This window comes from Streptomyces sp. ICC1 (assembly GCF_003287935.1).
Lineage (GTDB): Bacteria > Actinomycetota > Actinomycetes > Streptomycetales > Streptomycetaceae > Streptomyces > Streptomyces tritrimontium.
In genome coordinates this window covers 4,288,128-4,312,357 of the sequence record NZ_CP030287.1, presented here as the reverse complement: position 1 = coordinate 4,312,357, position 24,230 = coordinate 4,288,128, and the positions used below count along the sequence as shown (strand labels likewise).

Genomic DNA, 24,230 nt, shown 5'->3' with positions numbered 1-24,230 from the left:
GGGATGAAAGTGTGCGAACCGGATGGATTCCGGTGAGTGTCGGGTCAGTTCGCGGTGACGAAGACGCTGTGCCGGCCGCTCGCGCCGTCCGGGATGGTGCGGGTGCGCTCCTCGGTCTGTACCTCGCCCGTGCCGTCCGTGGCGCGGACGGTGAGGGTGTGGCCGCCCGGCGTGGTCTGCCAGGGGAAGGACCACTGGCGCCAGGTGTCCGTGGTGGCCTGAGCGGCCAGGTCGGCCTCCTGCCAGGGCCCGTCGTCGACGCGGACCTCGACCCGCTCGATGCCGCGGTGCTGGGCCCACGCCACCCCGGCGACCGTCACCGGACCGGCCGGTGTGCGGGCGAAGGGCTTGGGGGTGTCGATGCGGGCCTGCGTCTTGATCGGAGCCCGGCGGGCCCAGCCCCGCTTGACCCAGTAGGGGTCGTAGGCGTCGAAGGTGGTGAGCTCGATGTCCCGGATCCACTTGCAGGCGGAGACGTAGCCGTAGAGGCCGGGGACGACCATCCGGACCGGGAAGCCGTGTTCGAAGGGGAGCGGCTCGCCGTTCATGCCGACGGCCAGCATGGCGTCCCGGCCGTCCATGACGTCCTCGACGGGCGTGCCCAGCGTCATCGCGTCCACCGAGCGCGCGATCAGCTGGTCGGCCCGGCCGCCGCGCGACGGCGGGGTGACCCCCGCCTCCCGCAGAAGGTCCGACAGGCGTACGCCGAGCCAGCGCGCGGAGCCCGCGTACGGGCCGCCCACCTCGTTCGACACGCAGGTCAGGGTGATGTCCCGCTCGATCAGCGGGCGCTGCAGGAGCTCGGCGAAGGAGTAGGAGCGCGGGCGGGAGACGCCCTTGCCGTGGATGCGCAGACGCCAGGTTTCGGCGTCCACCTTGGGGACCACGAGTGCGGTGTCGACACGGTAGAAGTCCTTGTTGGGTGTGGTGAAGGAGCTGATGCCGGGTGTGCGCAGCGCCGCCCCGGCCGGGATCGGCGCGGCGGGCGAAGCGGGCGCGGGCAGTCGTACGGCGGTACGGGACGCTGCGGCGCCCGCGCCGCGCCGGCCGGTCAGGGCCCGGCCCAGCGCGCCCGCGCCGGTGGAGAGGACGGCGGTGGCCCCTGCGGCGAGGAGGAAGCCCCGCCGGTTCCAGCCGGTCGGAGCGGCACCGCCGTCCGCGGCTCCGCTCGCGGCGGCGCCCGCCGAGGCGCCCACTGCCGTGCCCGCCGCAGTGGCCTCCGCGGTGCCCGTCGCGCCGGCGGGCCGGGCAGCGGGGACACCGACCTTGCCCACCAGCAGGTACAGCACGAGCGCGCCGGTCACGCCACCCACCAGGGAGGGCAGGACGTCGCCCGCCCCGGCCGCGTCGGGCCGGCTGAGGGCCGCCGCCGCGCCGAGGGCGCCGAAGGCCAGTACCCCGGCGGCGCCCGTACGGCGGTGGCGCAGGGAGAACATCCCCAGCAGGGCCGCCAGGAGGCCGACGGTGGCGAGGATGCCGAGCTGGAGGACCAGCTTGTCGTTCTCGCCGAAGGTGCGGATGGCGAAGTCCTTGAGCGCCGCCGGAGTGCGGTCGATGGCCGCCCCGCCGATCACCGTCACCGGACCGGCCTGCGGCCGCACCAGCGACGCGGTCAGCTCGGCGGCGGCCAGTGCGGCGAACCCGGCCAGCAGGCCGCTCGCCGCGGCGAGGGCGCCGCGCTCGACTGTCCTTCGGTTGATGCTCACGACCCTGATTCGGCGCCCGGCCCCCGCCGGATGGGTCAGTCATCCGATCAAGTGAAGATCCGTCAGCGCATTGACCTTCGCGCCCGACCGAGCGGCTTTGCTCCGCACACGGGCGGCGTTGCCCCGCACGCGGGGGGCGGCGCTGACGGCCACCGCCCGCGCGGGTCCTCCGGGCCCGGCGGCGCTCAGGAGCGGCGATCCGCTCCCCGCCCGCCCGGAGGACCGGCCGGCCCGCGCCGTCCCGTTGCCGGCGGCGGGCCGGAGTCCGGCGTCGCGCCGATCGGTCAGGCGTTCACGCAGGTGTTGCCGAACGCGGGGTTGAGCAGCCCGATGACGCTGACCGAGTTCCCGCACGCGTTGATCGGGATGTGGATGGGGATCTGGATCAGGTTGCCCGAGCCGACCCCCGGGGAGTAGGCGGCGACACCCTGGGCGCCCGCGTCGGCCGAGGCCGTCGAGGCCCCGCCGACGAGCAGGGCGCCCGAGGCGAGGGCGAGCGCGGCACTCTTGAGAACACGCGACATGACAGATCTCCTTGCTGCACGGCGGCGGCCGGCTCCGGGTTGGACCCGGAGCCCGCCCGCGGTCCCTGGAGCGGGCCCGCGGCTCTCATTCGCCCCGCCCGCGGCGGCGGTTTGGTCCCGGGGCCGCGGTTCCCCCGAACGGATTCCTTTTCGGTTGTGCCGCGGCCAATCCGAACGGCGTCCGGCTCCGAAGAAGGGGCGAGACAGCAAGGAATCGGTGCCACCGGTTCCCCGGCCGACGGGGCCTGGCACGCCTGCCACGAAGGATCGTTCATGCGATGGATGGACCGGCGAGAACCGCTCTCGGCCCCGGCGTGCGCGCCCGGGCCCGCCCCCGCACGGGGGCAGCTCAGGTGAACCCCGAGAAGGTGCGCTTCGGCGGTCCCGGACCCGGTCCCGGACCCGGACCGGGCACCGGGACGGGCGCCGGCGCCGGTCCCGCATCGGCCAGGGCCGAACTGGCGGGGTTGATGGCGCGCGTCGCGCAGGGGGACCAGGACGCCTTCTCCGCGCTGTACGACGCCGTGGCGGGAACCGTCTTCGGCATCGCGGTCAAGGTGGTGCGCGACCGCGCGCAGTCGGAGGAGGTCGCCCAGGAAGTGATGATCGACGTGTGGCGCCAGGCCGCGCGGTTCCGCCCCGACCAGGGCAGCGTCATGACGTGGGTGGCCACGATCGCGCACCGCCGCGCGGTCGACCGGGTCCGCTCCGCCCAAGCCTCGGCCAACCGCGAGCACGAAGCCGGAGTGCGCGAACAGGGCCGGCCCTTCGACGAGGTGAGCGAGCAGGTGGAGACCCGCCTGGAGCGAGACCAGGTCAAGCGCTGTCTGCGCGGGCTGACCGAGCTCCAGCGCCAGGCCGTCACCCTCGCCTACTACCAGGGGCTGACCTACCGCGAGGTCGCCGAGACCCTCCAGACCCCTCTTCCCACGATCAAGACCCGGATGCGCGACGGACTGATCCGCCTGCGCGACTGCATGGGGGTGACCACTTGAAGCACGAAGACGAACTGCACACCCTCACCGCGGCCTACGTACTCGACGCGCTCGGCCCGGCCGAACACGAGGCCTTCGCACGGCACTTGGTGCGCTGCGCGCCGTGTTCCGGGGACGTCGCCGGATTCTCCGCCACGGCCGGCAGGCTGGCCGGCGCCGTCGCCCTCGCGCCCCCGCCGCACATGAAGGCCGCCGTTCTCGCCCGCATCGAGACGGTCCGCCGCCTTCCCCCGAGGGTCGGCGTCCGCCGGGCGGCCGGGTTCCTCGACCGCCTCCCGCGCAAGGCCGGCGCGTTCGTGGTCGCCGCGTCCCTCGTCGGGGCCGCCGTCCTCGGCGGCGCGGCGCTCCGGCAGGCCGGGGAGGCGGACCGGGCCCGCCTGGACGCCCGGCAGGCCGTCGCGCGGAGCCAGGAGCTGCGGGCCGTGGTCACGGCTCCGGACGCCCGTACCGTCCACGGCCGGACCAGCGGCGGAGCCGCCGCGACCGTGATCACCTCCCCGGCGCGCGACAGGGCCGTGTTCCTCACCGACTGGCTGCCGGCCGCCGGCGCGGGAAGGACGTACCAGCTCTGGCTCGCCGACCGCGGGACGATGCGGCCGGCGGGCTTCCTCACCGGTGACGGTGCCGCCGTGCTGACCGGCGGCCTCGGGTCGGCCACGGCGGTCGGCCTGACCCTGGAGCCCACCGGGGGCTCACCGAGGCCGACCACCAGCCCGCTGGTCCTGCTCGCCCTCCCGGCGTAGGCGGCTCGCCGGGCCCGAGGCGAGTGGCCGGGGCCGGCCGGATCGGCGCGGGACCCGTCGGCCGCGCCGGGGTCTGGCCCCAGGCCCGGCCCGAGGGGATCATGAGGACGCGCCGGGGCGAAGGGGCTCCGGCGCCCGCCACCGAGCCCAGGGGGTCCATGTGCCGTCCGTCGAGTCGAGCTACGCGTCGGGGGCGTGCGAGGTGCCGCTGCTGGGCGACACCATCGGCGAGAACTTCGACCGCACCGTACGCCGGTTCCCCGACCGGGACGCCCTCGTCGAGGCGGCGACCGGGCGCCGGTGGACGTACGCGCGGTTCGCCGCCGACGTCGACGCCCTCGCCCTCGGACTGCTGGACCTGGGCATCGCCAAGGGGGACCGGGTCGGCATCTGGGCGCCCAACCGCGCCGAGTGGACGCTGGTGCAGTACGCCACCGCCAGGATCGGGGCGATCCTCGTCACCGTGAACCCGGCGTACCGCTCCCACGAGCTGGAGTACGTCCTGCGTCAGTCCGGAATCCGGCTGCTGGCGGCCGCGGACCGCTTCAAGACCTCCGACTACGCCGCCATGATCGAGGAGGTCCGGCCGCGCTGCGAGGCGCTGGAGTTCGTGGCCCTGCTGGACGGTCCGCTCTGGAACTCCCTGCTGGAGCGCGGACGGAGCGCCGACCGGGCCGACCTCGTCCGGGCCCAGGCCGCGCTGAGCCCGGACGACCCCGTCAACGTGCAGTACACCTCGGGGACCACCGGCTTCCCGAAGGGCGCGACGCTCTCGCACCACAACATCCTGAACAACGCCTACTTCGTGGGCGAGCTGTGCGGCTACACCGAACTGGACCGGGTCTGCATCCCGGTGCCCTTCTACCACTGCTTCGGCATGGTCATGGGCAACCTCGCCTGTACCAGCCACGGCGCGGCCATGGTCATCCCCGCGCCCGCCTTCGAACCGGGCGCCACCCTGGCAGCCGTCCAGGCGGAGGCCTGCACCTCGCTCTACGGCGTCCCCACCATGTTCATCGCCGAGCTGGCCCACCCGGACTTCGAGTCCTACGACCTCTCCAGCCTGCGCACCGGCATCATGGCGGGCTCGCCCTGCCCGGTCGAGGTGATGAAGGAGGTCATCGACCGGATGGGCATGCGCGAGGTGTCCATCTGCTACGGGATGACGGAGACCTCGCCGGTCTCGACCCAGACCCGCGTGGACGACTCGGTCGAGCGCCGCGTCGCGACCGTGGGCCGAGTCGGCCCGCACCTGGAGGTCAAGGTCGTCGACCCGGCCTCCGGCAGGACCGTCCCGCGCGGCGAGCCGGGCGAGCTGTGCACCCGCGGCTACTCCGTGATGCTCGGCTACTGGGACCAGCCCGAGCGCACCGCGGAGGCCGTCGACGCGGCGCGCTGGATGCACACGGGGGACCTCGCCGTCATGGACGGCGACGGCTACCTGAGCATCACCGGCCGGATCAAGGACATGGTGATCCGGGGCGGCGAGAACCTCTACCCGCGCGAGATCGAGGAGTTCCTGCACGGGCACCCGGACGTCATGGACGTCCAGGTGATCGGCGTGCCCGACCCGAAGTACGGGGAGGAGCTGATGGCGTGGGTACGGATGCGCGAGGGCGCGGAGCCGCTGACCGCGGCGGCCGTCCGCGCGTACTGCGAGGGCCGGCTGGCCCACTTCAAGATCCCGCGCTACGTCCACGTCGTGGAGGAGTTCCCGATGACCGTGACGGGCAAGATCCGCAAGATCGAGATGCGGGAGGCGGCGGCCCGGCTGCTGGCGCCGGACCCGATCGCGGGGTCGTAGCGGCGGGCACCGGGCGTACGCCGACGGGCCCCGCGTCCGGCGCGGTCCGGTGTCCGGTGTTCTCCGGTGTTGTCCGATGTACGGCGTCGTCCGGTGTACGGCGTCGTCCGGTGTACGGCCCGCCGCAGCGGGCCGGACACCGGACATCAGACACCGGACACCTGACGCGAGCGGCCGGCGCCGCTCAGCGGCCCGCCCCGGCGCCCTTCCCCGCGACCGTGTTGCTCGTGACCGCGCCGTCGGCGCCGGCCAGGGTCACGGCGTGCCGGACCCCGTCGGAGCCGAGGACGACCACGCGCCACGCGCTCCCGCCGCCCTCCTGGGCGACCACCCGCAGCGCCTCGGCCTTGCCGCCGGGCACGGCGGCCTCCGCCTTCTCCAGGGCCTGCGCGGCCGGCAGCGCGGGAAGCGGTACGGGCGCCCGGTCGGGCCGGTCCACGACGGTGCCGTCCGGCCCGTCCGGCAGCCCGGGCTTCTCCGCGCCGTCCTTGCGCACGCCGCCCTTCTCGCCCTTGAGCCCGGGCTGACCCGGCTGACCGGGCTTGTCCTGCTTGCCGGGGCGCGCGGGCAGCGGCGCCGTCAGCGCACCGTCCGCCTGCCGCTCGATGTCGTGCCGGTCCCAGACGCGCTCCGCGCGCGTGCGCCGTACGTCGTGCTCGTGGTCCGCCACGGCCGCGGTCGCGGCCCCCGCGACGCCGGCCGCCACGACCACGAGTCCGAGCGCCACCCAACGGGTCCGGCCCTCACGGGCGAACCGGGCGAGCCGGGCACCGCGCCCCGGCGCCTTGTCCGGCTCGGGGGCACTGCCCTCGCCCGGACCCGCCGGGTTCTCGGGCGGCTGGGGACTGGAATCGGTCATCTGGATGCTCCTCGCGTTCTCCGGGCGACGTGCCCGGCTCGGCCGATCCTGCGAGCTCGACGCTGAAGCTCCGCTGAAGCGAGCTGAAGAACCCTTCAGCAAGCAGGCGGCGCGACCTGAGAACCTTGCCCCATGCGCGTACTGGTAGTCGAGGACGAGCGGCGGCTGGCCGCGGCCCTGCAACGGGGTCTGATGGCCGAGGGCTTCACCGTGGACACGGCGCACGACGGTCCGCAAGGCCTGTGGATGGCCGGCGAGCACGACTACGACGCCATCGTGCTCGACATCATGCTGCCCGGCCTCAACGGCTACCGGGTCTGCGCCCGGCTGCGCGCCGCCGGCTGCGAGTCCGGCATCCTCATGCTCACCGCGAAGGACGGCGAGTACGACGAGGCCGAGGCCCTCGACACCGGAGCGGACGACTTCCTCTCCAAGCCGTTCTCCTACGTCGTCCTCGTGGCCCGGCTGCGCGCCCTGATCCGGCGCACCGGCCGCCGCAGCCCGCAGGTCATGGAGTTCGGCGACCTCGTCGTCGACCCGGCCCGCCGCCGCTGTACGCGCGGCGGCGTCGAAGCCCGGCTGACCTCGCGCGAGTTCGCCGTGCTCGTACACCTGGCGAGCCGGGCAGGAGAGGTGGTGCCCAAGCGGGAGATCCTCGAACAGGTCTGGGACGCCGCCTACGAGGGCGACCTCAACGTCGTCGAGGTCCACGTCAGCGCCCTGCGCCGGAAGATAGACGCCCCCTTCGGCCGGGCCGCCGTGGAGACCGTCCGGGGTGCCGGCTACCGGCTGGCGGCCGACGGTGGCTGAGCCGTACGGCGACCAGGACCGCCCCCAGGCCCCGACCCGGTCGCGCGAGGCGGCGTACCGGCTGCGCGAGGCGGCGTACCGGCTGCGCGAGGCGGCGTACCGACTGCGCGAAACCGCGCACCGGCTGCGCCCCAGGTCCGTGCGCGCCCAGGCCACCCTCGGCGCCTCCGCCGTCGTGGCGCTGGCCCTCGGCGCGGCCTCCTTCGCCCTGCTGGGGGCGCTGGAGACCAACCTGACGCGCGGTGCCCAGGCGGATGCCGAGGCCCAGGCCGTCAACATCGCGGCGCTGGTGGCCGCGGGCCGGCTGGACCCCGCACCCGTGCCGGGCCGGGGCACGGACTTCCTGCAGGTCGTCGACGCGCAGGGCCGGGTCCTGGCGGCCAGCCCCAACCTCGCCGGGCGCCCCGCCCTCGCCCCGGCCCCGCCGCGCACGCCCGGCACCGTCCGGGACACCTGGAAGGCAGGGCGGGTGCGCGAGGAACACCGCCAGCGCGTCGTCCAGGTGACCACCGTGACGTCCAAGGACCTGGTCACCGTCTACGCCGGGACCTCGCTCCGGGACGCCGACACGGCCGACGACACCATCATGGCGGCGCTGTTCATCGCGGTCCCGCTGCTCGTCCTGGTCGTGGCCGCGATCACCTGGCGGGTCACGGGCTGGGCGCTGCGCCCCGTCGAGGCCATCCGCGCCGAGGTCGCCGAGATCGGAGACCGGGAACTGCACCGCCGAGTGCCCGTCCCGCACACCCGCGACGAGGTGGCCCGGCTCGCCGTCACCATGAACGCCACCCTGGACCGGCTGGAGGCCTCCGGCATCCGCCAGCGCCGCTTCATCGCGGACGCCTCCCACGAGCTGCGCAGCCCGATCACCGTGCTGCGCACCCAACTGGAGGTGGCGCAGGCCCACCCGGACCCGGCCCTGTGGGGAGAACTGCTCAGCGGCGCGCTGGAGGACACCGTCCGGCTCCAGGACCTCGCGGCCGACCTGCTCCTGCTGGCCCGCCTCGACACCTCGGAACCGCCGCCCCGCGCCGCCGTCGACCTCACGGAGGTGGTCCTCGAGGCGGTGCGCCCGCGCAAGGGCGACCGGGTGCCGGTACGGGCGGACGTGGCCCCGGGGATCGCGGTGCGCGGCAGCACCCACTGGCTGTCCCGGCTGGTCACCAACCTGCTCGACAACGCGCGGCGGCACGCCGAGGGCCGGGTCGTGCTGGTGCTCGCCGTGGACGAGGTGCGCGGCGAGGCCGTGCTGGAGGTCGTCGACGACGGAGCGGGCATAGCGCCGGCCGACCGCGAGCGCGTCTTCGAACGCTTCACCCGGCTCGACGACGCCCGCGCCCGTGACGAGGGCGGTACCGGCCTGGGCCTGGCCATCGCCCGCGACATCGCCCTGCGGCTGGGCGGCACCCTCACTGTCCGGGACTCCCCGAAGGGCGCCCGCCTGGTGGCCACCCTCCCGCTCGGCCCCTGAGAGCCGGCCCCTGAGAGCCGGCCCGTGGCCCCGGCCCTGAGCGCGGCCCCTGAGCGGGGTCAGCACACCGGCCGGCGGCCCGCGTCCCGGGCGGCCTCCTCCTCCGCCGCGACGGGCGTCGCCAGCCCGGGCACCGGACCGGCCGGCGCCAGTAGCAGGGCCTCCTCCCCGGGGTCGAGGAGGGCCGCGCCCTTCGCGGTCACCCGGCCCGTGGAGACGGCCTCCAGGATGCCGAGGGCCGCGACGTACGCGGGGAAGCTGTCCGTGTCGCGCCGGTGGCGGGCCGGCTCCCGGTACCCGCCGAAAGCCGGGTAGCCGTCCTGCCCGGTCAGCGTGTACGAGGTGGTCACCGCCCGGTACGACGCCTCCGGGCGCAACGCGGCGCCGCCGATGAGGACGTCGCCCGGCGCGACCCGGTCCCCGGCCGGCCCCGCCGCGTCGAAGGAGTAGCGGACGTTGGCCGAGACGGCGAGCGGCGCGTAGGTCAGCACTCCGGCTCCGTCCGGGGCCCACTGCTGCTCCAGGGCGTCGTGGATCTGCCGTCCGCTCACCTCGGCGCTGACCAGCGGGCATCCGTAGCCGACGGCCCGCCACGCCCGCTCGAAGGCGACCGGGTCGTCCAGGGCGGGACCGGCGGGCAGGTCCGTGTTGACGACGCTGCGGCCGACGCGCGGGGCGAGTGCGATGAGCGCCAGGACCGCGCCGGAGCGGGCGGGCCGGGGGCTGGTGTCGAAGGAGTCGGGAGCCTGTCCCGCGGCCCACAGCGCCCAGTCGGCGACGAGGTTGCCCATGGTGGACTCCCCGGCCGGCGAGAGGCGGCGGCTGAAGGAGGCGCGCTGGCGCCCCGCCCCAGGGGGTCCGGGAGCATCATGTTGAAGGCGTGGTGCCAGTGCCCGGTGACGATCGCGTCGATGTCCGGGGAGACGCGCAGCGCCAGTTCGTACGCCGGACCGCTCGGATCCTCGCCGGAGTCGAAGTCGGCGCCCGCCACGGCCCCGTCGTGCATGCTGAGCACGATGGCCCCGACCCCCAGCTCCTTGAGCCGGGCCGCGCAGAGGTTGGCGGAGGCCAGCTCGTCGAGGGTGGCGAGGCCGGGCTGGAAGGAGTTCCCGAGGAACTCGGTGCCGACGGCCGTCAGGTGGATGAAGCCGATGGGCAGGCGCCGCCCGCCCGGGGCGTCGACCCACTCGACGTGGTACGGGGGGAGCACCGTCTCCCCGGTCGCGGCGGACACGGCGTTGGCGCTGTCGTAGCGGAAGTCGGCGCCGTGGAAGAGGGCGCCGCCCGAGTCGGGGAACGTGTTGGTCCGGCCCGCCCCCTCGTAGGGGAGACCCTGCTCCATGTGCCCGCGCAGGAAGCCGGGCGTACGGTCGAACTCGTGGTTGCCGGCCGTGGCGAAGTCCAGTCCGAGCCGGTTCAGGGCCTCGATCGTCGGCTCGTCGGCGAGGGTGAACGCGGGGAACTCCCAGCCGGAGAAGAGGTCGCCCGGAGCGAAGAAGATCGAGTTGGCCCGGCCCTCCCGCAACCGCGCGAGATGGGTTGCCAGGTAGGCGACCCCCGCCGACGGCGTACTTCCTGCCGCCCGCGCCGGTGATGACGGAGTCCCGGGCGGGGGGAGCGCCGAGGTAGCCGTGCAGGTCGGTGATGTGGAGCAGCTGCACCTCGACGTACCCCGCCGCGCTCGCCGCGTCGCGGGCCGCGCCGGTGGCGGCCGCCGCGATGCCGGTGAGGGCTTTGACCCCGGTCGCCCCGGCGGCCCCGGCCCTCCCGAGTGCCCCGGCTGCCCGGGCCAGGAACCGGCGCCGACCGAACTCTTCCATCCGTGCTCCCGTTCCGTCCGGCCGGCGCCGGCGCCCGCCCGCACACGGGGAGTCTGAGGGCCCCGTACGACCGTTCCTTCCGCGGCATGCGCCGCCCGGGGCGAAAGCCCGGGAAACTTCATCCCGTCGGCGCGCGGCCGCCCCGCCCCGGCCGGGATCGGGCGTGACCCTCACGCCGTCCCGACCTTCCCGGCGCGGGCCGGGGGAGTGCAAGGCATTTCCCCCGCGCCCCGTCGGTATCCGGCCGTTCTCGCCCCCGGGCGGGCACCGGACGTCCGTCCCCGGTGCCCCGCGCGGCCGCGCCCCCCGGTCCGGCACGAAGGCCGGTTCTCGTTACTCCGCTCCCCGGGCTCGGATGTACTCCCTCACTCAACGGTTCCTCCAGGGCGCTTCGCGGCCCCGCTCCGCCATGCCGTGGCGCGGGTCCGCGGCGGGGGACCGCCGTGTTTCGACGACGACGTGAAGGAGCCGCACGTGGCTGAGAAGACGGAACGCACGGCACGGGGAACGGTGCCCGCACCACGCGAACCGGAGGCCGCCGACCCGCCCGAGTTCACCTTCGCCTGGGGCGCGCACAACCGGGCCATGGAGCACCTCTCGCTCCGGGAGATGGCCGCACGGCTGCCCGCCGCGCTCGCCCAGACCGCGCGGATGGCCTGGCGGATCGACCGGGCCTCCGTGGCCTGGCTGCTGGGCGGCCAGATCATCGCCGGGGCCTGTACGGCCGCCACCCTCGCCGGGGTCGCCGACGCCATGGGCCCGCTGCTCGCGGCGGGCGACGCCACGGAGCGCGTCACGGCCGCCGCCTGGCCGCTGGCGATCGCGATGGTGGCGGCCGGGGCCGGGACCACGGCCGAGATCGCCGCCGGCAGCGCGGCCCGCCGGCTCACCCCGCGGCTGAGCACGACGGCCGACCTGGAGATGGTCGACGCCCACATGGACGTGGAGGTCTCCGCCTACGACGAGCCCGGGTTCTCCGACCGCTCGGAGGCCGCCGAGATCGGCGCCGCCCGCTCGTCCATGCTCGTCAAGGACGCCATGGCCTTCACCAACGGCCTGATCAACCTCCTGGCCGTCGCCGGCGTCCTCGCCGTCGTCCACCCCGTGCTGATGCCGCTGCTCCTGCTCTGCGTGGTACCCCGCGGCATGGGCGCCGTCATCGCCGCCCGCCTGGACTACGCCCTGCACAACGAGACGATCGCCTCGCGCAACATCCGGGGCATGATGCGCTGGTACCTCACCACCCACAAGCTCGGCGACGAGCTGCGCTGCAACTCCATGCGCCCCTACGCGCACGCCTGGTACGCCGCCGTCTGCGCCCGGATCGACGCCAAACTCGTCGGTTCCGCCCCGCGCTACCTGCGCGTCTCGCTCCTGGCCGCGGCCCTCGGCGGCCTCTTCCAGGTCGGCACCTGGGCGGCGCTCGCCGCGCTCGTCCTCACCGGATCCATGGCCCTCGCGGCGGCCGGCACCGCCATCGTCGCCATGCGGACCTCGGCCTCCGCCCTGTCCAGCCTCGTCGTGTACGGGGCCGCCATGTTCCAGCACGCCCTCTACCTGGAGGACTATCGCCTCTTCCTGGACCGGGCGCGCGAACTCGGGGCCACCCGGGGCGCCGTGGCGGCCGCGCCGCCACTGCAAGTCAGCCTGGAGGACGCCTCGTACACCTACCCGGGCAAGGAGGTCCCGGCGCTCGGCCCGGTCAGCCTGTCCCTGACGCGGGGCGAGATCGTGGCCGTCGTCGGCGAGAACGGCGCGGGCAAGTCCACCCTCATCCGGCTGCTGACCGGCCTCACCGTGCCGAGCGGCGGGGAGGCGTACTGGGACGGGGTCCCGACCAGGGACCACGACCAGCGGACCCTGTGGACGCACGTCGGGCTGGTCGCCCAGTCCTATGCGCAGTGGCCGTTCGCGGCCCGCGAGAACATCACCCTCGGCCAGCCCGGCGAGCGCGGTGAAGAGGCGGTGTGGGAAGCGCTGGCCGCGGTGGGCCTGGGCGAGGCGGTACGGGAGTACCCGCAGGGCCTCGACACCCTGCTGGCCCGCTCGCTGTGGGGCGGCCACGAGCCCTCCGGCGGCCAGTGGCAACGCCTGGCCTGCGCCCGGGCCTTCCACCGCCGGCCCCGGCTCCTGATCATGGACGAGCCGACCTCGGCCATGGACGCGCGCGGCGAGCACCGGATCTTCACCGGGCTGCGGGAGATGAAGGACGACCGGATCACCATGATCGTCACGCACCGGCTGGAGAACTGCCGGCTGGCCGACCGCATCATCGTCCTGGAGAAGGGCCGGATCACCGAGACCGGCACCTTCGCCGAACTGACCGCCCTCGGCGGCACGTTCGCCGAGCTGTACGGCCTCTCCCAGGACCGCTGACGGCTGACCGAGACCGCCCCCGCGCTCGCGGCCGCTCCCCCCGGAGCGCCGCGGATCGCGGGGGCGGTGCCCGCCGGCCGCGGGCGCGTGCTCAGCGCCCGGCGCTCGGGGACCTCACCGGCGGGACCTCACAGGCGGGACCTCACCGGCGGAACCTCACCGGCGGAACCTCACTGGCCCACCCTGCCGTCGACGCACTCGCGCAGCAGGTCGGCGTGCCCGCAGTGCCGGGCGTACTCCTCGATCCGGTGCACGATCAGCTCCCGCACCGCGATCCGGTCCTTGCCCAGCCGCTCGCCCAGATCCGGGTGCCCGGCGAGCGCGGCGTCGACCTCGGCCTGCTCGCGCGCCAGATCGGCGTACGCGGCGTCGACGACGGCCTGCTCGGCGACGGCCCCCTCGAAGTCGGCGTCCTTCTTGCCGTACAGCTTCGGCAGCGGATCACCGTCGCTGATCCAGTTGCGCCAGTCCCGTTCCACTTCGGCGAGGTGCCGGAGCAGGCCGAGCAGCGACATCGTCGACGGCGGGACCGCCCGGCGGGCCAGCTGCTCCGGATCCAGGCCCTCGCACTTCATCCGCAGGGTGATGCGGTAGTTCGCGAGGAAGTCCAGCAGCGTGGCGAGCTCGCCGTCCGGGCTGTCCTCGTTGTTGCGGGGGTCGTCGGCCGGGTCCGCCCACATGTCGGGGTAGACGGTCGCCTGGGTCCATCGCTCGGGTTGATCACTCATGTGCCCCATGCTCGCCCTCGGGGGACCGGACCCGCCAGTGGATTTCGTCGCGGTGTTCTCCGTTCTCCCCCCGATGGTGAGGGGCGGAACTCGTCACGCCCCCGCCCGGTCTTGTCGCGCAGCCGCCGCTCCCGGTCCGCGGTCCGGGAGCGGCGGCCGTCGTGGTGGTGGTGTCAGCCGATGAGGGAGTCCACCGTGGGCGCGACCGCGCCGAACCGGTCGGCGACCGTGACCAGCGAGGCGGCCTGCAGGGCGGCCGCCGGGACGACGGTGCCGTCGGGGCCGGCCAGCGGGCGGGTGGCGGTGGCCTCGGCGACGACGGTGGGCCGGTAGCCGCGGGTGATGGCACCGTGGGCGGTGAAGACGACGCACATGTGCGTCATGAAGCCGGCCAGCACCAGCTCCGTCCCCGCCCCCAGCTCGCGCAGCACCTTCTCCAGGACGGTGTCGTGGAAGGCGTCGGGGAACTCCTTGACCACGACGGGCTCCCCGTCGACGGGGGCGACCTCCGCGCAGATGGCGCCGATCTCCGCACGGATGTCGTAGGGGGAGTTCCAGCCCGAGTCGTTCACGACGTGGACCACGGGGATCCCGGCGGCGCGGGCGGCGGCGAGCAGCCGGGCACCGGCCGCGAGGGCCTCCCGTACGCCCTCCAGCTCCAGCACCCCGGCGGTGTAGGTGTTCTGGAAATCGATCATGACGAGAGCGGTGTCGGCGAGCCGGGGCAGACCGGAGTCGAGTCCGAAGATCTCGCGCAGCGTCGGCGAAGCGGTGAGCGGAGCGTTCATGGGAAGGGTTCCTTTCGGGAAGGGCAAGCAGGGATGGAGGGCATGGCGCACGAGGGCACGGCGAAGCCGCACGGCCCGCGCGGTGCCCGCGACCGTGGAAGAGAGGAGAGGAGAGAGGAGAGGAGGGAGAAGGGGCGAGGATGTGTGACGCGTAGGGGTGGAGCGGGGGTCAGGCGGTCGTGCGGAAGCGGCGGCGGTAGGCGGCGGGCGTCGTGTCGATCTGCTTGCGCAGCGCCCGGTGCAAGGTCTCCACGGAGCCGAATCCGCAGGCGGCGGCGAGCCGGTCCAGTGGCTGGTCGGTGCTCTCCAGCAGACGCCGCGCCGCCTCCACCCGGACGGCCTCGACGTACGAGGCCGGGCTGGTGCCGGTCTCCTTGCGGAAGACCCGCGCGAAGTGCCGCTCGCTCAGCGCCATCCGCCCGGCCAGCGCCACCGTGGACAGATCGGCTTCGAGGTGCTCCGCGATGTACGTCCGCAGTTCCTCGATGTCCCGCCTGGACCCGGCGGGCCGGCTCAGCGGTACCGAGAACTGGCTCTGCCCGCCCTGGCGCTTGAGGTACATCACCAGCTGCCGGGCCACCGCGAGGGCGACCTGCTCGCCCAGGTCCTCGGCCACCATCGCCAGCGCGAGGTCCATGCAGGCGCTGATCCCCGCGCCGGTCCACACCTTCCCGGACCTGACGAAGATCGGGTCCGCGTCGACCGTCACCTCCGGGTGTTCGGCGGCCAGTTGGGCCGCGGTCGACCAGTGCGTGGTCGCCCGCTTCCCGTCCAGCAGCCCGGCGGCGGCCAGCAGGTGCGCGCCCACGCACACCGACGCCACGCGGCGGGCCTGCGGCGCGGTCACCCTGACCCATTCCACGACGTCCCGGTCGACCCGGGCGACCGGGCCCTGCGGGCGCAGGTCGACCGCGCCGGGCACGAGCAGCGTGTCCAGCACGCCGCTCACCTCGTCGAAGGCGAGGTCCGCCAGCAGCCGGACCCCGGCCGCCGTGGTGACCGCGCCGCGCGAGGGGCCCGCCAACTGCACCTGATAGCCCGCGCGGCCCTCGGTCTCGCGGTTGGCCAGGGCGAACACCTCGGCCGGACCCGTCACGTCGAGGAGGTCGACGTCCGGAAAGACCACGATGACGATGCGGCGGTTGCTGGGCATGACCCCATGGTTCCCCCCGCCCCTCACATCCGCAATGACGGTCTTCTGTCACATCCGGACACGTGGACGGCGGGGCCGTGGGGACGGCGGACGGAGGTGGAAACGCCGGCCCTCATCGGCAATCTGTGGGAGTGGCGTACCGGGCCAGGAACAGGTCCACGCCCGAGGTGACGACGCGGGTGAGCTCCGCCGGATCCGTCTCGGTGTCGGGCAGGAAGGTGTGGACCAGCTGCGGGACGCCCACGGTGGTGGCGACGAGCTGCCGCACGGCGAGCACGGGGTCGGGCACGTCCAGCTTCCCGCTCCGACCGAGGGCTGCGACGGCCTCCGTGAGGGGGCCGTCGCACATGTCGTACGTGAGGTCGTACCAGAGCCGGCCGAGCTGCGGGAAACGGTCGGTCTCCCCGATGACCAGGCGCCGTAGCGACACGATGTCGGGGCGCAGCAGCAGCGCGGCCCAGTCCCGGGTGGCGCCGATCAGGGCGCCGCGCAAATCGCCGGCTTCCGCGATCGTGGAGCCGTACGGCTCGAGGCCGGCGTACGTGCGCCGCAGGATCCCGCCGATGGCGGCGAGGAACAGGCGCTCCTTGTTGCCGAAGTGCTTGTAGACCGTGGCCTTGGACACCCCGGAGCGGCTGGTGATCGAGTCCATGGAAGCGGCGGAATAGCCCTCGGCCAGGAACTCGGCGGCGGCCGCCTCCATGATCGCCTGCCGCTTGCGCCGGGCGGCGTCAGGGAGGCCGGGGGCGACCGGGATGCCGTACTCGTCCGTGGCGTTCGCCGTCTCGGCTTCCATGGGGCGGTCCTTCGCGTCAGCGCGATGGCGGTGCGTGCGGTCTCAGTATATGGACCGAACCGTGCGTTACGCACCGCTGCCCTGGTTGCCCCGGTCGCCCCCGGCGGGGCTGCGCGGCAGGCCGAGGCCACACCCGCGCAGCCTCCGTACGAGACCCGTGGACCCGTGGGCTCGTGGGTCCCGTGAGTCCCCTGGGCCCGCGCCTCAGACCTGGCCCGCGCCGCCGTTCTTGACGAGGTCCGTCATGTCGGCCGTGTCGGCGGCCGGCGGGACGGCTATGTCCTGCGCGACGCCGAAGGACAGGAATTCCACGTCCCCGCTGACGTCCCCGTAGGTCTGGGTCAGCCGCGCGGGCATGCCCTTGTCGTCGACCCAGACGTCCGCGACGAGCCCGTCGGCGCTGCCGCCGCCCACCGCGCCGAACACGGAAGCGGCGTCGCCCATCCTCTCCTTGGGGATGGTGGCGCGGTAGTGGACCGCGCTCTTGCCGTTGACGGTCTCCGTGCCGACCTTCTTGACGTCCTTGGCCCACTTGAGGGTCTTCAGGCCGGCCGTCGGGTCGTTGTTGCCCGCGTTCATGGCGGAGGCGCCCGCGTCGCCGAGGATGGCCGAGGCCTCGACCTTCAGCCAGCTCTTGCCCTTGAACGGACCCTCCGAGGCCGGGTCGACACCGTAGTAGTACGCACCCTGCACGAGCCGCATCGTGACCGTGCCGTCGGCGACCAGGTCCTCCATCTCGAGGTCCTTCGCCGGCATCTCGGCCTCCATCGCGAGGCCGTTGCCCCACGAGTAGACGCCTTCCATCAGCACCGGCTTGCCACCCGTGTCCGGTGTGGACACGGTCATCTTGACCTTGGCCGAGCCCGCCTTCGAAGCTTCGTCGGAAGCCTTCGTGAGCGTCGCGACCAGCGTCTCCGCCGTGTCGGCGGCCTGCTTGCCCACCGACGAGCCGGCCGTACAGCCGCTCAGGCCCACCGTCACGATCAGTGCCGCGGTGATGCCCGCGGCGACCTTCCCTGTCTTCATTCCCACCCCTTGGCCGTGTGTTGACTCGGTCCGGCCCGTATCCCCTCCCGAACCGGAAAACATCGTCGCACGCCCCTACGACACTCCGGCGGTCAGGCCGATCCTCCCGTCCCGGCGCCCGGTACGGCGCGCGCCCCACGATGCTCCTCGCGGCGCCCCGGGAAATCGCCTGGAGGCCGCCCGGGCGGCCCGTATAGGCTCGGCGCATGCTGCGACTGGAGCGGCTCCGCGCCGAACACGGAGACATCCTGCTGGCCTTCGAGCAGGAGAACAGGGAGTACTTCGCCCGCTCCGTACCGGACCGGGGCGACACGTACTTCACCTTCACCGGGTTCGAGGCACGCCACCGCGCGCTGCTCGCCGAACAGGAGGCGGGCACGTGCCACTTCCATGTCGTCCTGGACGAGCACGGAGCCCTCGTCGGCCGGGTCAACCTCGTCGACGTCGAGGAAGGCACCGCCGAACTCGGCTACCGCATCGGGGAACGCGCGGCGGGCCGCGGTACGGCCACGGCCGCCGTCGGGGAAGTCTGCCTGCTCGCCGCCTCGCCGTACGGGCTCCGCACCCTCACCGCGGTGACCACCCTGGACAACGCGGCGTCCGCGGCTGTCCTGCGCCGGTCCGGCTTCACGCCGACGGGGGACCTCACCGTCGACGGCCGCCCCGGGCGGAGCTACCGGCGCGCGCTCCCCGCCGCGGGCTGACCCGCCCGGCGGGCGGACCGAGCCGGCGGATGAGCCGCAGTACGAGGCGGAGTACAAGGCGGAGTACGAGGCGGCGTACGAGCCGGAGTACGGGTGGTCGGACGGTCCGTCGGATACGGTGCTTCACCCCATCGGTGCGCCCGGCGCGCGCGGGCGGCAATGATCACGGAGGGTGTTGATCACCGGCAGCGAGTGCTGCCGGCCGGCCCCCGCACCGAGGAGTCCTCGACCCCATGGTTGTTGTCGCCGTCATCGCCGTCATCGGAGCCGCCCTGATCGCCGTCGCCGCGGCGCGGCTGGGCCACTACCTGGCGCGCCACCGCGGCATGCCGGACGCGGGCCCGGCCGTGGGTACCGCCGCCGGAGTGGTCTTCTCCTTCTTCATCCTCACCCTGGCCTTCCTGATGGTGAGTTCGGCCCAGGACCTGGCCGTCGCCCGCAAGGGGAACTACGCCGAGGCCGGCGCCCTCATAGACCTGTACTTGGCGGCCGACCGGATGCCGGCGCAGACGAAGGCGGAAGTGCGCGGCCACTCCGAGAAGTACGCACACATGGTCATCGAGCGCGAATGGCCGAAGATGCGGGACGGCCAGACGGACGACGAGACCTGGGCCATGGTCTACGGGCTCTACCAGCTGGTGGCCAAGATCCCGGCGGACACCCCGCCCAAGGCCGTGGACGACTCCAGGGACGCGATCAACCGGCTGCTGGCGCAGCGCCGGGTCCGGGTGGCGGACATCCAGGGCGGGCTCCCGTCCATCATGGTGGTCACCCTGATCGGCGCGGCCGCCCTGTCCGTGGGCTTCCTGGTCCTCATCGGCTGGCCCAAGGGCATCCGGGGGATCCTCGGCATCGCCGCCCTCGGCGCCGTCTGCGGCTACGGGGTCTGGCTGGTCCTCCAGCTCAACCACGCCTACGCGTCGGGGGTCCACGTCGAGCCCGACGCCTTCCACGAGGCACTGCGCCGGATGGCGTTCGTCACCTCGCACGGCATCTGAGCCGTCCCTTATACACATCTCACGCCGCCCACGATCTCACCTGTGTAGATCGCGGTGCTTGTCGTCCCACCGCCTCCGCACCTTCGGCTCGCGCACCGCCGGCCCCGGCCGCCCCGTGTACGTCGTCGGCGAGATCGGCATCAACCACAACGGCGACCTCGGCAACGCCTTCGCCCTCATCGACGCCGCCGCCGAGGCGGGCTGCGACGCCGTGAAGTTCCAGAAGCGCACCCCCGAGATCTGCACCCCCCGCGATCAGTGGGACATCGAGCGCGACACCCCCTGGGGCCGCATGACCTACATCGACTACCGCCACCGCGTGGAGTTCGGCGAGGCCGAGTACCGCGCCATCGACGAGCACTGCGCCAAGCGCGGCATCGACTGGTTCGCCTCCCCGTGGGACACCGAGGCCGTCGCCTTCCTGGAGAAGTTCGACGTCCCCGCCCACAAGGTCGCCTCCGCCTCGCTGACCGACGACGAGCTGCTGCGCGCCCTGCGCGCCACCGGCCGCACCGTCGTCCTCTCCACCGGCATGTCCACCCCGAAGCAGATCCGGCACGCGGTGGAGGTGCTCGGCAGCGACAACATCCTGCTCTGCCACGCCACTTCGACGTACCCGGCCAAGGCGGAGGAGCTCAACCTGCGGGTCATCAACACCCTCCAGGAGGAGTACCCCAACGTCCCCATCGGCTACTCCGGCCACGAGACGGGCCTGCAGACCACCCTGGCGGCGGTCGCGCTCGGAGCCGCCTTCGTCGAGCGCCACATCACCCTCGACCGCGCGATGTGGGGCTCCGACCAGGCGGCCTCCGTCGAGCCCGGCGGCCTGACCCGGCTGGTCCGCGACATCCGCACCATCGAGACCGCGCTGGGCGACGGCGTCAAGCGCGTCTACGCCTCCGAGCTCGGCCCGATGAAGAAGCTCCGCCGGGTCCAGGGCGAGCTCGCCTCGGTGTGAGCGGGGCCGCGGGGGGTCCGGGAGCCGGCCCGGCAGCGGACCCGCGCGGACCGTGCGTCCTTCCCTTCCACCCTCTGACGAGGAGTACGCGGTGACCCCCTCAGACCCCACCCCGCCCCCGACCCTGGCTTTCGTGGAGAGCCCGGTCCAGCTCCTCAACGTCCTGGAGTGGTCGTACGCCCAAGGCGGGGGCCGGCTCCTCGGAACCGTTCCGCGCCAGCCCGCCCGCGGCGGCGGCACCGGTCCGGCGGCGGTCGCGGCGGAGCCCTCCGCCCTGCGGATCGTCGTGCTCCCGCCCACCGACCCCATGTCCCGGGGCCAACTGCGCCGGATGGCGGGCCTGGCCCGGGACGAGGGCCACGAGGTCCGGTGGCAGGAGGCGCGCGGCGGCCGGCTCGCACCGCTCAAGGCGCTCGCCGCGCTCGCCCGTGACGTGCGGTCGGCCCGGCGGGTGGTCATAGGGGATCCGTTCTCCCGCTACGTACAGCTCCTGCTCACTCTCGTCCGGGCCGAGGAGCTCGTCGTCGTGGACGACGGCACCGCCACCATGGAGTTCGTCGCCCAGACGGCCCGCGGCGAGCGCCTCGTGCGCTGGCACCGGGCCGGCGGCGGCGGACTGCCGGGCCGGCTGCGCGAGCTGGCGTACGCGCCGGTCTCGGCGACCGCCCGGCGCCGGTTCACCCCGGGCCCCGCGACCGGCCGCCGCGTCGAGGTGTTCACCTCGATGCCGGTCACCGCGCACGGCACGATGACCGTCCGGCTCAACGACTTCGCCTGGACCCGGGCCCGCTTCGGCCCGCCCCGCCTGACCAAGGGCACCGACCTGGTCGGGACCTCGCTGGTGGAGACGGGCGTGGTCGACCCGGACCGCTATCTGGACGCGGTGCGCGCCCTGGCCCTGGAGCACGGCGCCACCCGCTACTTCGCGCACCGGCGGGAGTCCCCGGAGAAGCTGCGCGCCCTGAGCGAGGCCACCGGGCTGGAAATCGTCCGTCCGGACCTGCCGCTGGAGCTGATCGCCCGGCGCGGCCCGGTCGGCCGCACGATCGTCAGCTTCCCGTCCACGGTCGTCCACACGCTGCCGTACGCCCTGATCGGCACGGGCGTCAGGGTGGCCGTATGCGATGTGGATCCGGGCTGGCTCACGCCGTCCGCCTCGGACCGGGCCCGCGGTTTCCTCGCCGGGGTCACCGACACCGCCCGTGACGCGCACAGACTTCCTGCTCAGGCGGCTCCTGCGGCCGGATGAGCGCGCGAGTTTACCCCCGGGCTCATCCGGTCATGCGTCCAGAGGCCGGGTTTCTTTCCCCTAACGGCATGAACTTTTGGTGATCTCCGGCCAGTTGAGCCATGGGTGGGCCTACCCTTAAACGGGTGAACCAGTTGATGTCCCGCGAGTCCCAGACCGCCCAGCCCGCCGCGCCCGACCGGCCCGAGCTGCCCGGCAAGCTTCCGGACCACCTGCGTGCCGAACTGATCGCCTTCCGCCGGGACTTGCACATGCATCCCGAGCTAGGACACCAGGAGTTCCGCACGACGGCGGCGATCAAGGCCCGGCTGGAGAAAGCGGGCCTGCGCCCGAAGGTGCTGAAGTCGGGCACCGGACTCATCTGTGACGTGGGGACCTGGGACGGCGTGCGCCCCATGCTGGCCCTGCGCGCGGACATCGACGCCCTGCCCATCCCGGACGCCAAGACGCACGTCTCGTACCGCTCGACCGTCCCGGACCGCGCCCACGCCTGCGGCCACGACGTGCACACCGCCGTCGTCCTCGGTGCCGGCCTGGTCCTCGCCGAGCTCGACCGCCAGGGGCTGCTGCCCCGCCCGGTGCGGCTGCTCTTCCAGCCCGCCGAGGAGGTGCTGCCGGGCGGCGCCACCGAGGCCATCGACTCCGCGGTGCTGGACGGCGTGGGCAAGATCGTCGCGGTGCACTGCGACCCGCGGGTCGACGCGGGCCGGATCGGCCTGCGCAGCGGGCCCATCACCTCGGCCTGCGACCGCCTGGAGGTCACCCTCGAGGGCCCGGGCGGGCACACCGCCCGCCCGCACCTGACCACCGACCTGGTGACGGCCGCCGCCCGGCTCGCCCTCGACCTGCCGGCCGTGCTGGCCCGGCGGATGGACGCCCGCTCGGGCATGTCGGTCACCTGGGGCCGGATCGAGGCCGGGCACGCCTGCAACGTCATCCCGATGCACGCGGAGCTGTCCGGAACCGTTCGGTGCCTGGACCTGGCCTCCTGGCACGAGGCCCCGGACCAGATCCACGCCGTCATCGACGAGATCGCCTCGATGCACCGCGCCAAATCGGAGATCACCTACGTCCGCGGGGTCCCCCCGGTCGTCAACGATCCGGTGGTCACCGAACTGCTGCGCGAGGCGATGGGCGCCCGGCGCGGCTCCGACTCGGTCGAGGACACCGAGCAGAGCCTGGGCGGGGAGGACTTCTCCTGGTACCTGGAGCACGTGCCCGGAGCCATGGCGCGCCTGGGTGTCCGTACCCCCGGCGACACGGCCAAGCGCGATCTGCACCGGGGCGACTTCGATGTGGACGAGGCCGCGATCGGGGTCGGCGTGGAGTTCTTCACGGCCGCGGCCCTGCTCGACGGCGCGCCGTTCGAAGGGCGGCGCGCCAGGTCCGCGGGGCCGGCCGGGTCCGCGGGGTAGGAATCCCTACCGCATCGGCGGATGATCCGGCGGGTACGTCCAGCCCTTGGTACGCAAGGGCTGGACGCGTCGCGAGTTACCGGCCGGTCACTGTCTGGTTCACGACGATCCGATAACGACTCATGAACGGGCCTTTAACTGACATCTACGCGCGTTACGATCGCCGCGAAACCAGCGCCGGCCGTGGCGCTTCGGTCAGGTTTTGAAGGAGCCTCCCCTTGCGCCGGATCACCAGGATCGCCACCGTGGGCATCGCAGCCTCCGCGCTGGCCCTCTCGGCCACCGCCTGTGGCGGAAAGTCGTCCTCGGATTCCTCTTCGAAGGAGCCCAGCGCCGCCATCGCGTACGACATCGGTGGCCGCGGCGACCAGTCGTTCAACGATGCCGCCTACGCGGGTCTGCAGCAGGCCGAGAAGGACCTGCAGATCAAGGGCGCCGAGGCGGAGCCCACCGACGGTGAGGGCGAGGCCGACAAGGTCCAGCGCCTCACCGAGCTGGCCCGCAAGGGCAACAACCCGGTCATCGGCGTCGGTTTCGCCTACGCGCCGGCCATCAAGAAGGTCTCCGAGAAGTTCCCGAAGACCACCTTCGGCATCATCGACGACACCTCGGTGACCGCGCCGAACGTCGCCAACCTGGTCTTCAACGAGGAGCAGGGCTCCTACCTGGCCGGCGTCGCCGCCGCCAAGGTGTCCAAGACCGGCACGGTCGGCTTCATCGGCGGTGTCGAGGTTCCGCTGATCAAGAAGTTCGAGGCGGGCTTCGTCCAGGGCGTCAAGGACACCAACCCGAACGCCAAGGTGCTCACCCAGTACCTGACCCAGCCGCCGAACTTCGACGGCTTCGCCAAGCCCGACCTGGGCAAGGCCGCGGCCGAGGGCCAGCTCGACAAGGGCGCCGACGTGGTCTACGCGGCCGCCGGTCTGGCCGGTTCCGGTGCCATCGAGGCCACCGCCGCCAAGGGCAAGTGGGCCATCGGCGTCGACTCGGACCAGTACAGCCAGGCCGGTCTGGCGAAGTACAAGGACCACATCCTGACCTCGGTCACCAAGCAGGTCTCGCAGTCCGTCTTCAACCTGATCAAGTCGGTCAAGGACGGCAAGCCGCAGGTCGGCGAGGTCCGCTACGGCCTCGACAAGGACGGCGTCGGCCTGGCCGACTCCAACCCCGAGTACAAGAAGATGACCGACGTCATCGCCGCGGTGGAGAAGGCCAAGGCCGACATCATCGCCAAGAAGATCGAGGTCAAGACCGCGCCGTAAGGCAGCGTCTGACATGCGGTTAGCGTGCACCCGGGGTCCGGGAAG

21 protein-coding genes and 1 pseudogene are annotated in these 24,230 nt (G+C 73.5%); 12 read left to right on the top strand and 10 right to left on the bottom strand.

Translation table 11 applies throughout. The annotated features are described in order from the left end of the window. Positions 1 to 44 precede the first annotated feature (44 nt). Positions 45 to 1,715 (bottom strand): molybdopterin-dependent oxidoreductase, encoded by a 1,671-nt coding sequence (locus tag DRB96_RS20330; RefSeq protein WP_112449734.1) that lies wholly within the window; start codon positions 1,713 to 1,715, stop codon positions 45 to 47. A gap of 275 nt (positions 1,716 to 1,990) precedes the next feature. Then, positions 1,991 to 2,230 carry a chaplin gene (locus DRB96_RS20325; RefSeq protein WP_112449733.1) on the bottom strand — a complete coding sequence of 80 codons (240 nt, stop codon included), beginning with the start codon at positions 2,228 to 2,230 and terminating at the stop codon, positions 1,991 to 1,993. A 470-nt stretch (positions 2,231 to 2,700) separates the two neighbouring features. Here DRB96_RS20325 and sigK point away from each other — a divergent pair, with 470 nt between their 5' ends. From sigK to DRB96_RS20310, 3 genes are all read left to right on the top strand, one after another. Continuing rightward, positions 2,701 to 3,225: an ECF RNA polymerase sigma factor SigK gene (gene sigK, locus DRB96_RS20320; protein ID WP_239516813.1), complete on the top strand. Its 525-nt coding sequence runs from the start codon at positions 2,701 to 2,703 to the stop codon at positions 3,223 to 3,225. Continuing rightward, positions 3,222 to 3,968 carry an anti-sigma factor gene (locus DRB96_RS20315; RefSeq protein WP_112449731.1) on the top strand — a complete coding sequence of 249 codons (747 nt, stop codon included), beginning with the start codon at positions 3,222 to 3,224 and terminating at the stop codon, positions 3,966 to 3,968. The genes sigK and DRB96_RS20315 overlap by 4 nt, the downstream gene beginning before the upstream one ends. 160 nt (positions 3,969 to 4,128) lie before the next feature. After that, a complete protein-coding gene (locus tag DRB96_RS20310) occupies positions 4,129 to 5,772 on the top strand; it encodes an AMP-binding protein (RefSeq protein WP_112449730.1) in 1,644 nt (547 codons plus the stop codon). A 184-nt stretch (positions 5,773 to 5,956) separates the two neighbouring features. Here DRB96_RS20310 and DRB96_RS20305 read toward each other — a convergent pair whose 3' ends face one another. After that, on the bottom strand, positions 5,957 to 6,631 hold the full coding sequence (locus DRB96_RS20305; RefSeq protein WP_112449729.1) for a PepSY domain-containing protein: 675 nt from the start codon (positions 6,629 to 6,631) through the stop codon (positions 5,957 to 5,959). A 132-nt stretch (positions 6,632 to 6,763) separates the two neighbouring features. Here DRB96_RS20305 and DRB96_RS20300 point away from each other — a divergent pair, with 132 nt between their 5' ends. Together DRB96_RS20300 and DRB96_RS43835 are read left to right on the top strand one after the other, a co-directional pair. Further along, entirely contained in the window at positions 6,764 to 7,441 is a 678-nt protein-coding gene (locus DRB96_RS20300) for a response regulator transcription factor (RefSeq protein WP_112449728.1), read from the top strand. Positions 7,442 to 7,565: 124 nt separating this feature from the next. Further along, positions 7,566 to 8,912 carry a HAMP domain-containing sensor histidine kinase gene (locus DRB96_RS43835; protein ID WP_204358051.1) on the top strand — a complete coding sequence of 449 codons (1,347 nt, stop codon included), beginning with the start codon at positions 7,566 to 7,568 and terminating at the stop codon, positions 8,910 to 8,912. Between the two features lie 59 nt (positions 8,913 to 8,971). Here DRB96_RS43835 and DRB96_RS46310 read toward each other — a convergent pair whose 3' ends face one another. Both DRB96_RS46310 and DRB96_RS46305 read right to left on the bottom strand, forming a co-directional pair. Then, entirely contained in the window at positions 8,972 to 9,703 is a 732-nt protein-coding gene (locus tag DRB96_RS46310; protein ID WP_343234543.1) for a 5'-nucleotidase, read from the bottom strand. A gap of 149 nt (positions 9,704 to 9,852) precedes the next feature. Beyond that, positions 9,853 to 10,854, bottom strand: a pseudogene (locus DRB96_RS46305) (hypothetical protein); the annotation flags it as partial. A gap of 352 nt (positions 10,855 to 11,206) precedes the next feature. Here DRB96_RS46305 and DRB96_RS20290 point away from each other — a divergent pair. Then, entirely contained in the window at positions 11,207 to 13,108 is a 1,902-nt protein-coding gene (locus DRB96_RS20290; RefSeq protein WP_239516476.1) for an ABC transporter ATP-binding protein, read from the top strand. Between the two features lie 170 nt (positions 13,109 to 13,278). Here the strand turns inward: DRB96_RS20290 and DRB96_RS20285 are convergent, their stop codons facing one another. From DRB96_RS20285 to DRB96_RS20265, 5 genes are all read right to left on the bottom strand, one after another. Then, positions 13,279 to 13,845 carry a DinB family protein gene (locus DRB96_RS20285; RefSeq protein WP_112449727.1) on the bottom strand — a complete coding sequence of 189 codons (567 nt, stop codon included), beginning with the start codon at positions 13,843 to 13,845 and terminating at the stop codon, positions 13,279 to 13,281. A gap of 164 nt (positions 13,846 to 14,009) precedes the next feature. Then, positions 14,010 to 14,624, bottom strand: a complete 615-nt coding sequence (locus DRB96_RS20280; RefSeq protein WP_112449726.1) for an isochorismatase family protein — start codon at positions 14,622 to 14,624, stop codon at positions 14,010 to 14,012. A gap of 169 nt (positions 14,625 to 14,793) precedes the next feature. Continuing rightward, positions 14,794 to 15,777: a DJ-1/PfpI family protein gene (locus DRB96_RS20275; RefSeq protein ID WP_112449725.1), complete on the bottom strand. Its 984-nt coding sequence runs from the start codon at positions 15,775 to 15,777 to the stop codon at positions 14,794 to 14,796. A 112-nt stretch (positions 15,778 to 15,889) separates the two neighbouring features. Beyond that, complete coding sequence (locus DRB96_RS20270) at positions 15,890 to 16,573, bottom strand: TetR/AcrR family transcriptional regulator (protein WP_112449724.1); 684 nt, start codon at positions 16,571 to 16,573, stop codon at positions 15,890 to 15,892. Between the two features lie 204 nt (positions 16,574 to 16,777). Next, positions 16,778 to 17,599, bottom strand: a complete 822-nt coding sequence (locus DRB96_RS20265; RefSeq protein WP_112449723.1) for a hypothetical protein — start codon at positions 17,597 to 17,599, stop codon at positions 16,778 to 16,780. Between the two features lie 206 nt (positions 17,600 to 17,805). On the opposite strand from DRB96_RS20265, the gene DRB96_RS20260 reads away from it, so the two are divergent. The 6 genes from DRB96_RS20260 to DRB96_RS20235 all read left to right on the top strand — a co-directional run bounded on the left by DRB96_RS20260 (position 17,806) and on the right by DRB96_RS20235 (position 24,185). Then, positions 17,806 to 18,303: a GNAT family protein gene (locus DRB96_RS20260; protein ID WP_112449722.1), complete on the top strand. Its 498-nt coding sequence runs from the start codon at positions 17,806 to 17,808 to the stop codon at positions 18,301 to 18,303. Positions 18,304 to 18,536: 233 nt separating this feature from the next. Next, positions 18,537 to 19,301: a DUF4239 domain-containing protein gene (locus DRB96_RS20255; protein WP_112449721.1), complete on the top strand. Its 765-nt coding sequence runs from the start codon at positions 18,537 to 18,539 to the stop codon at positions 19,299 to 19,301. Between the two features lie 58 nt (positions 19,302 to 19,359). Continuing rightward, on the top strand, positions 19,360 to 20,259 hold the full coding sequence (locus DRB96_RS20250) for an N-acetylneuraminate synthase family protein (RefSeq protein ID WP_112449720.1): 900 nt from the start codon (positions 19,360 to 19,362) through the stop codon (positions 20,257 to 20,259). Positions 20,260 to 20,350: 91 nt separating this feature from the next. After that, positions 20,351 to 21,508, top strand: a complete 1,158-nt coding sequence (locus DRB96_RS20245) for a hypothetical protein (RefSeq protein ID WP_112449719.1) — start codon at positions 20,351 to 20,353, stop codon at positions 21,506 to 21,508. 137 nt (positions 21,509 to 21,645) lie between these two features. Further along, on the top strand, positions 21,646 to 22,923 hold the full coding sequence (locus tag DRB96_RS20240) for an amidohydrolase (RefSeq protein ID WP_112449718.1): 1,278 nt from the start codon (positions 21,646 to 21,648) through the stop codon (positions 22,921 to 22,923). A 218-nt stretch (positions 22,924 to 23,141) separates the two neighbouring features. After that, positions 23,142 to 24,185 carry a BMP family ABC transporter substrate-binding protein gene (locus DRB96_RS20235; RefSeq protein WP_112449717.1) on the top strand — a complete coding sequence of 348 codons (1,044 nt, stop codon included), beginning with the start codon at positions 23,142 to 23,144 and terminating at the stop codon, positions 24,183 to 24,185. The last annotated feature ends 45 nt before the right edge of the window (positions 24,186 to 24,230 follow it).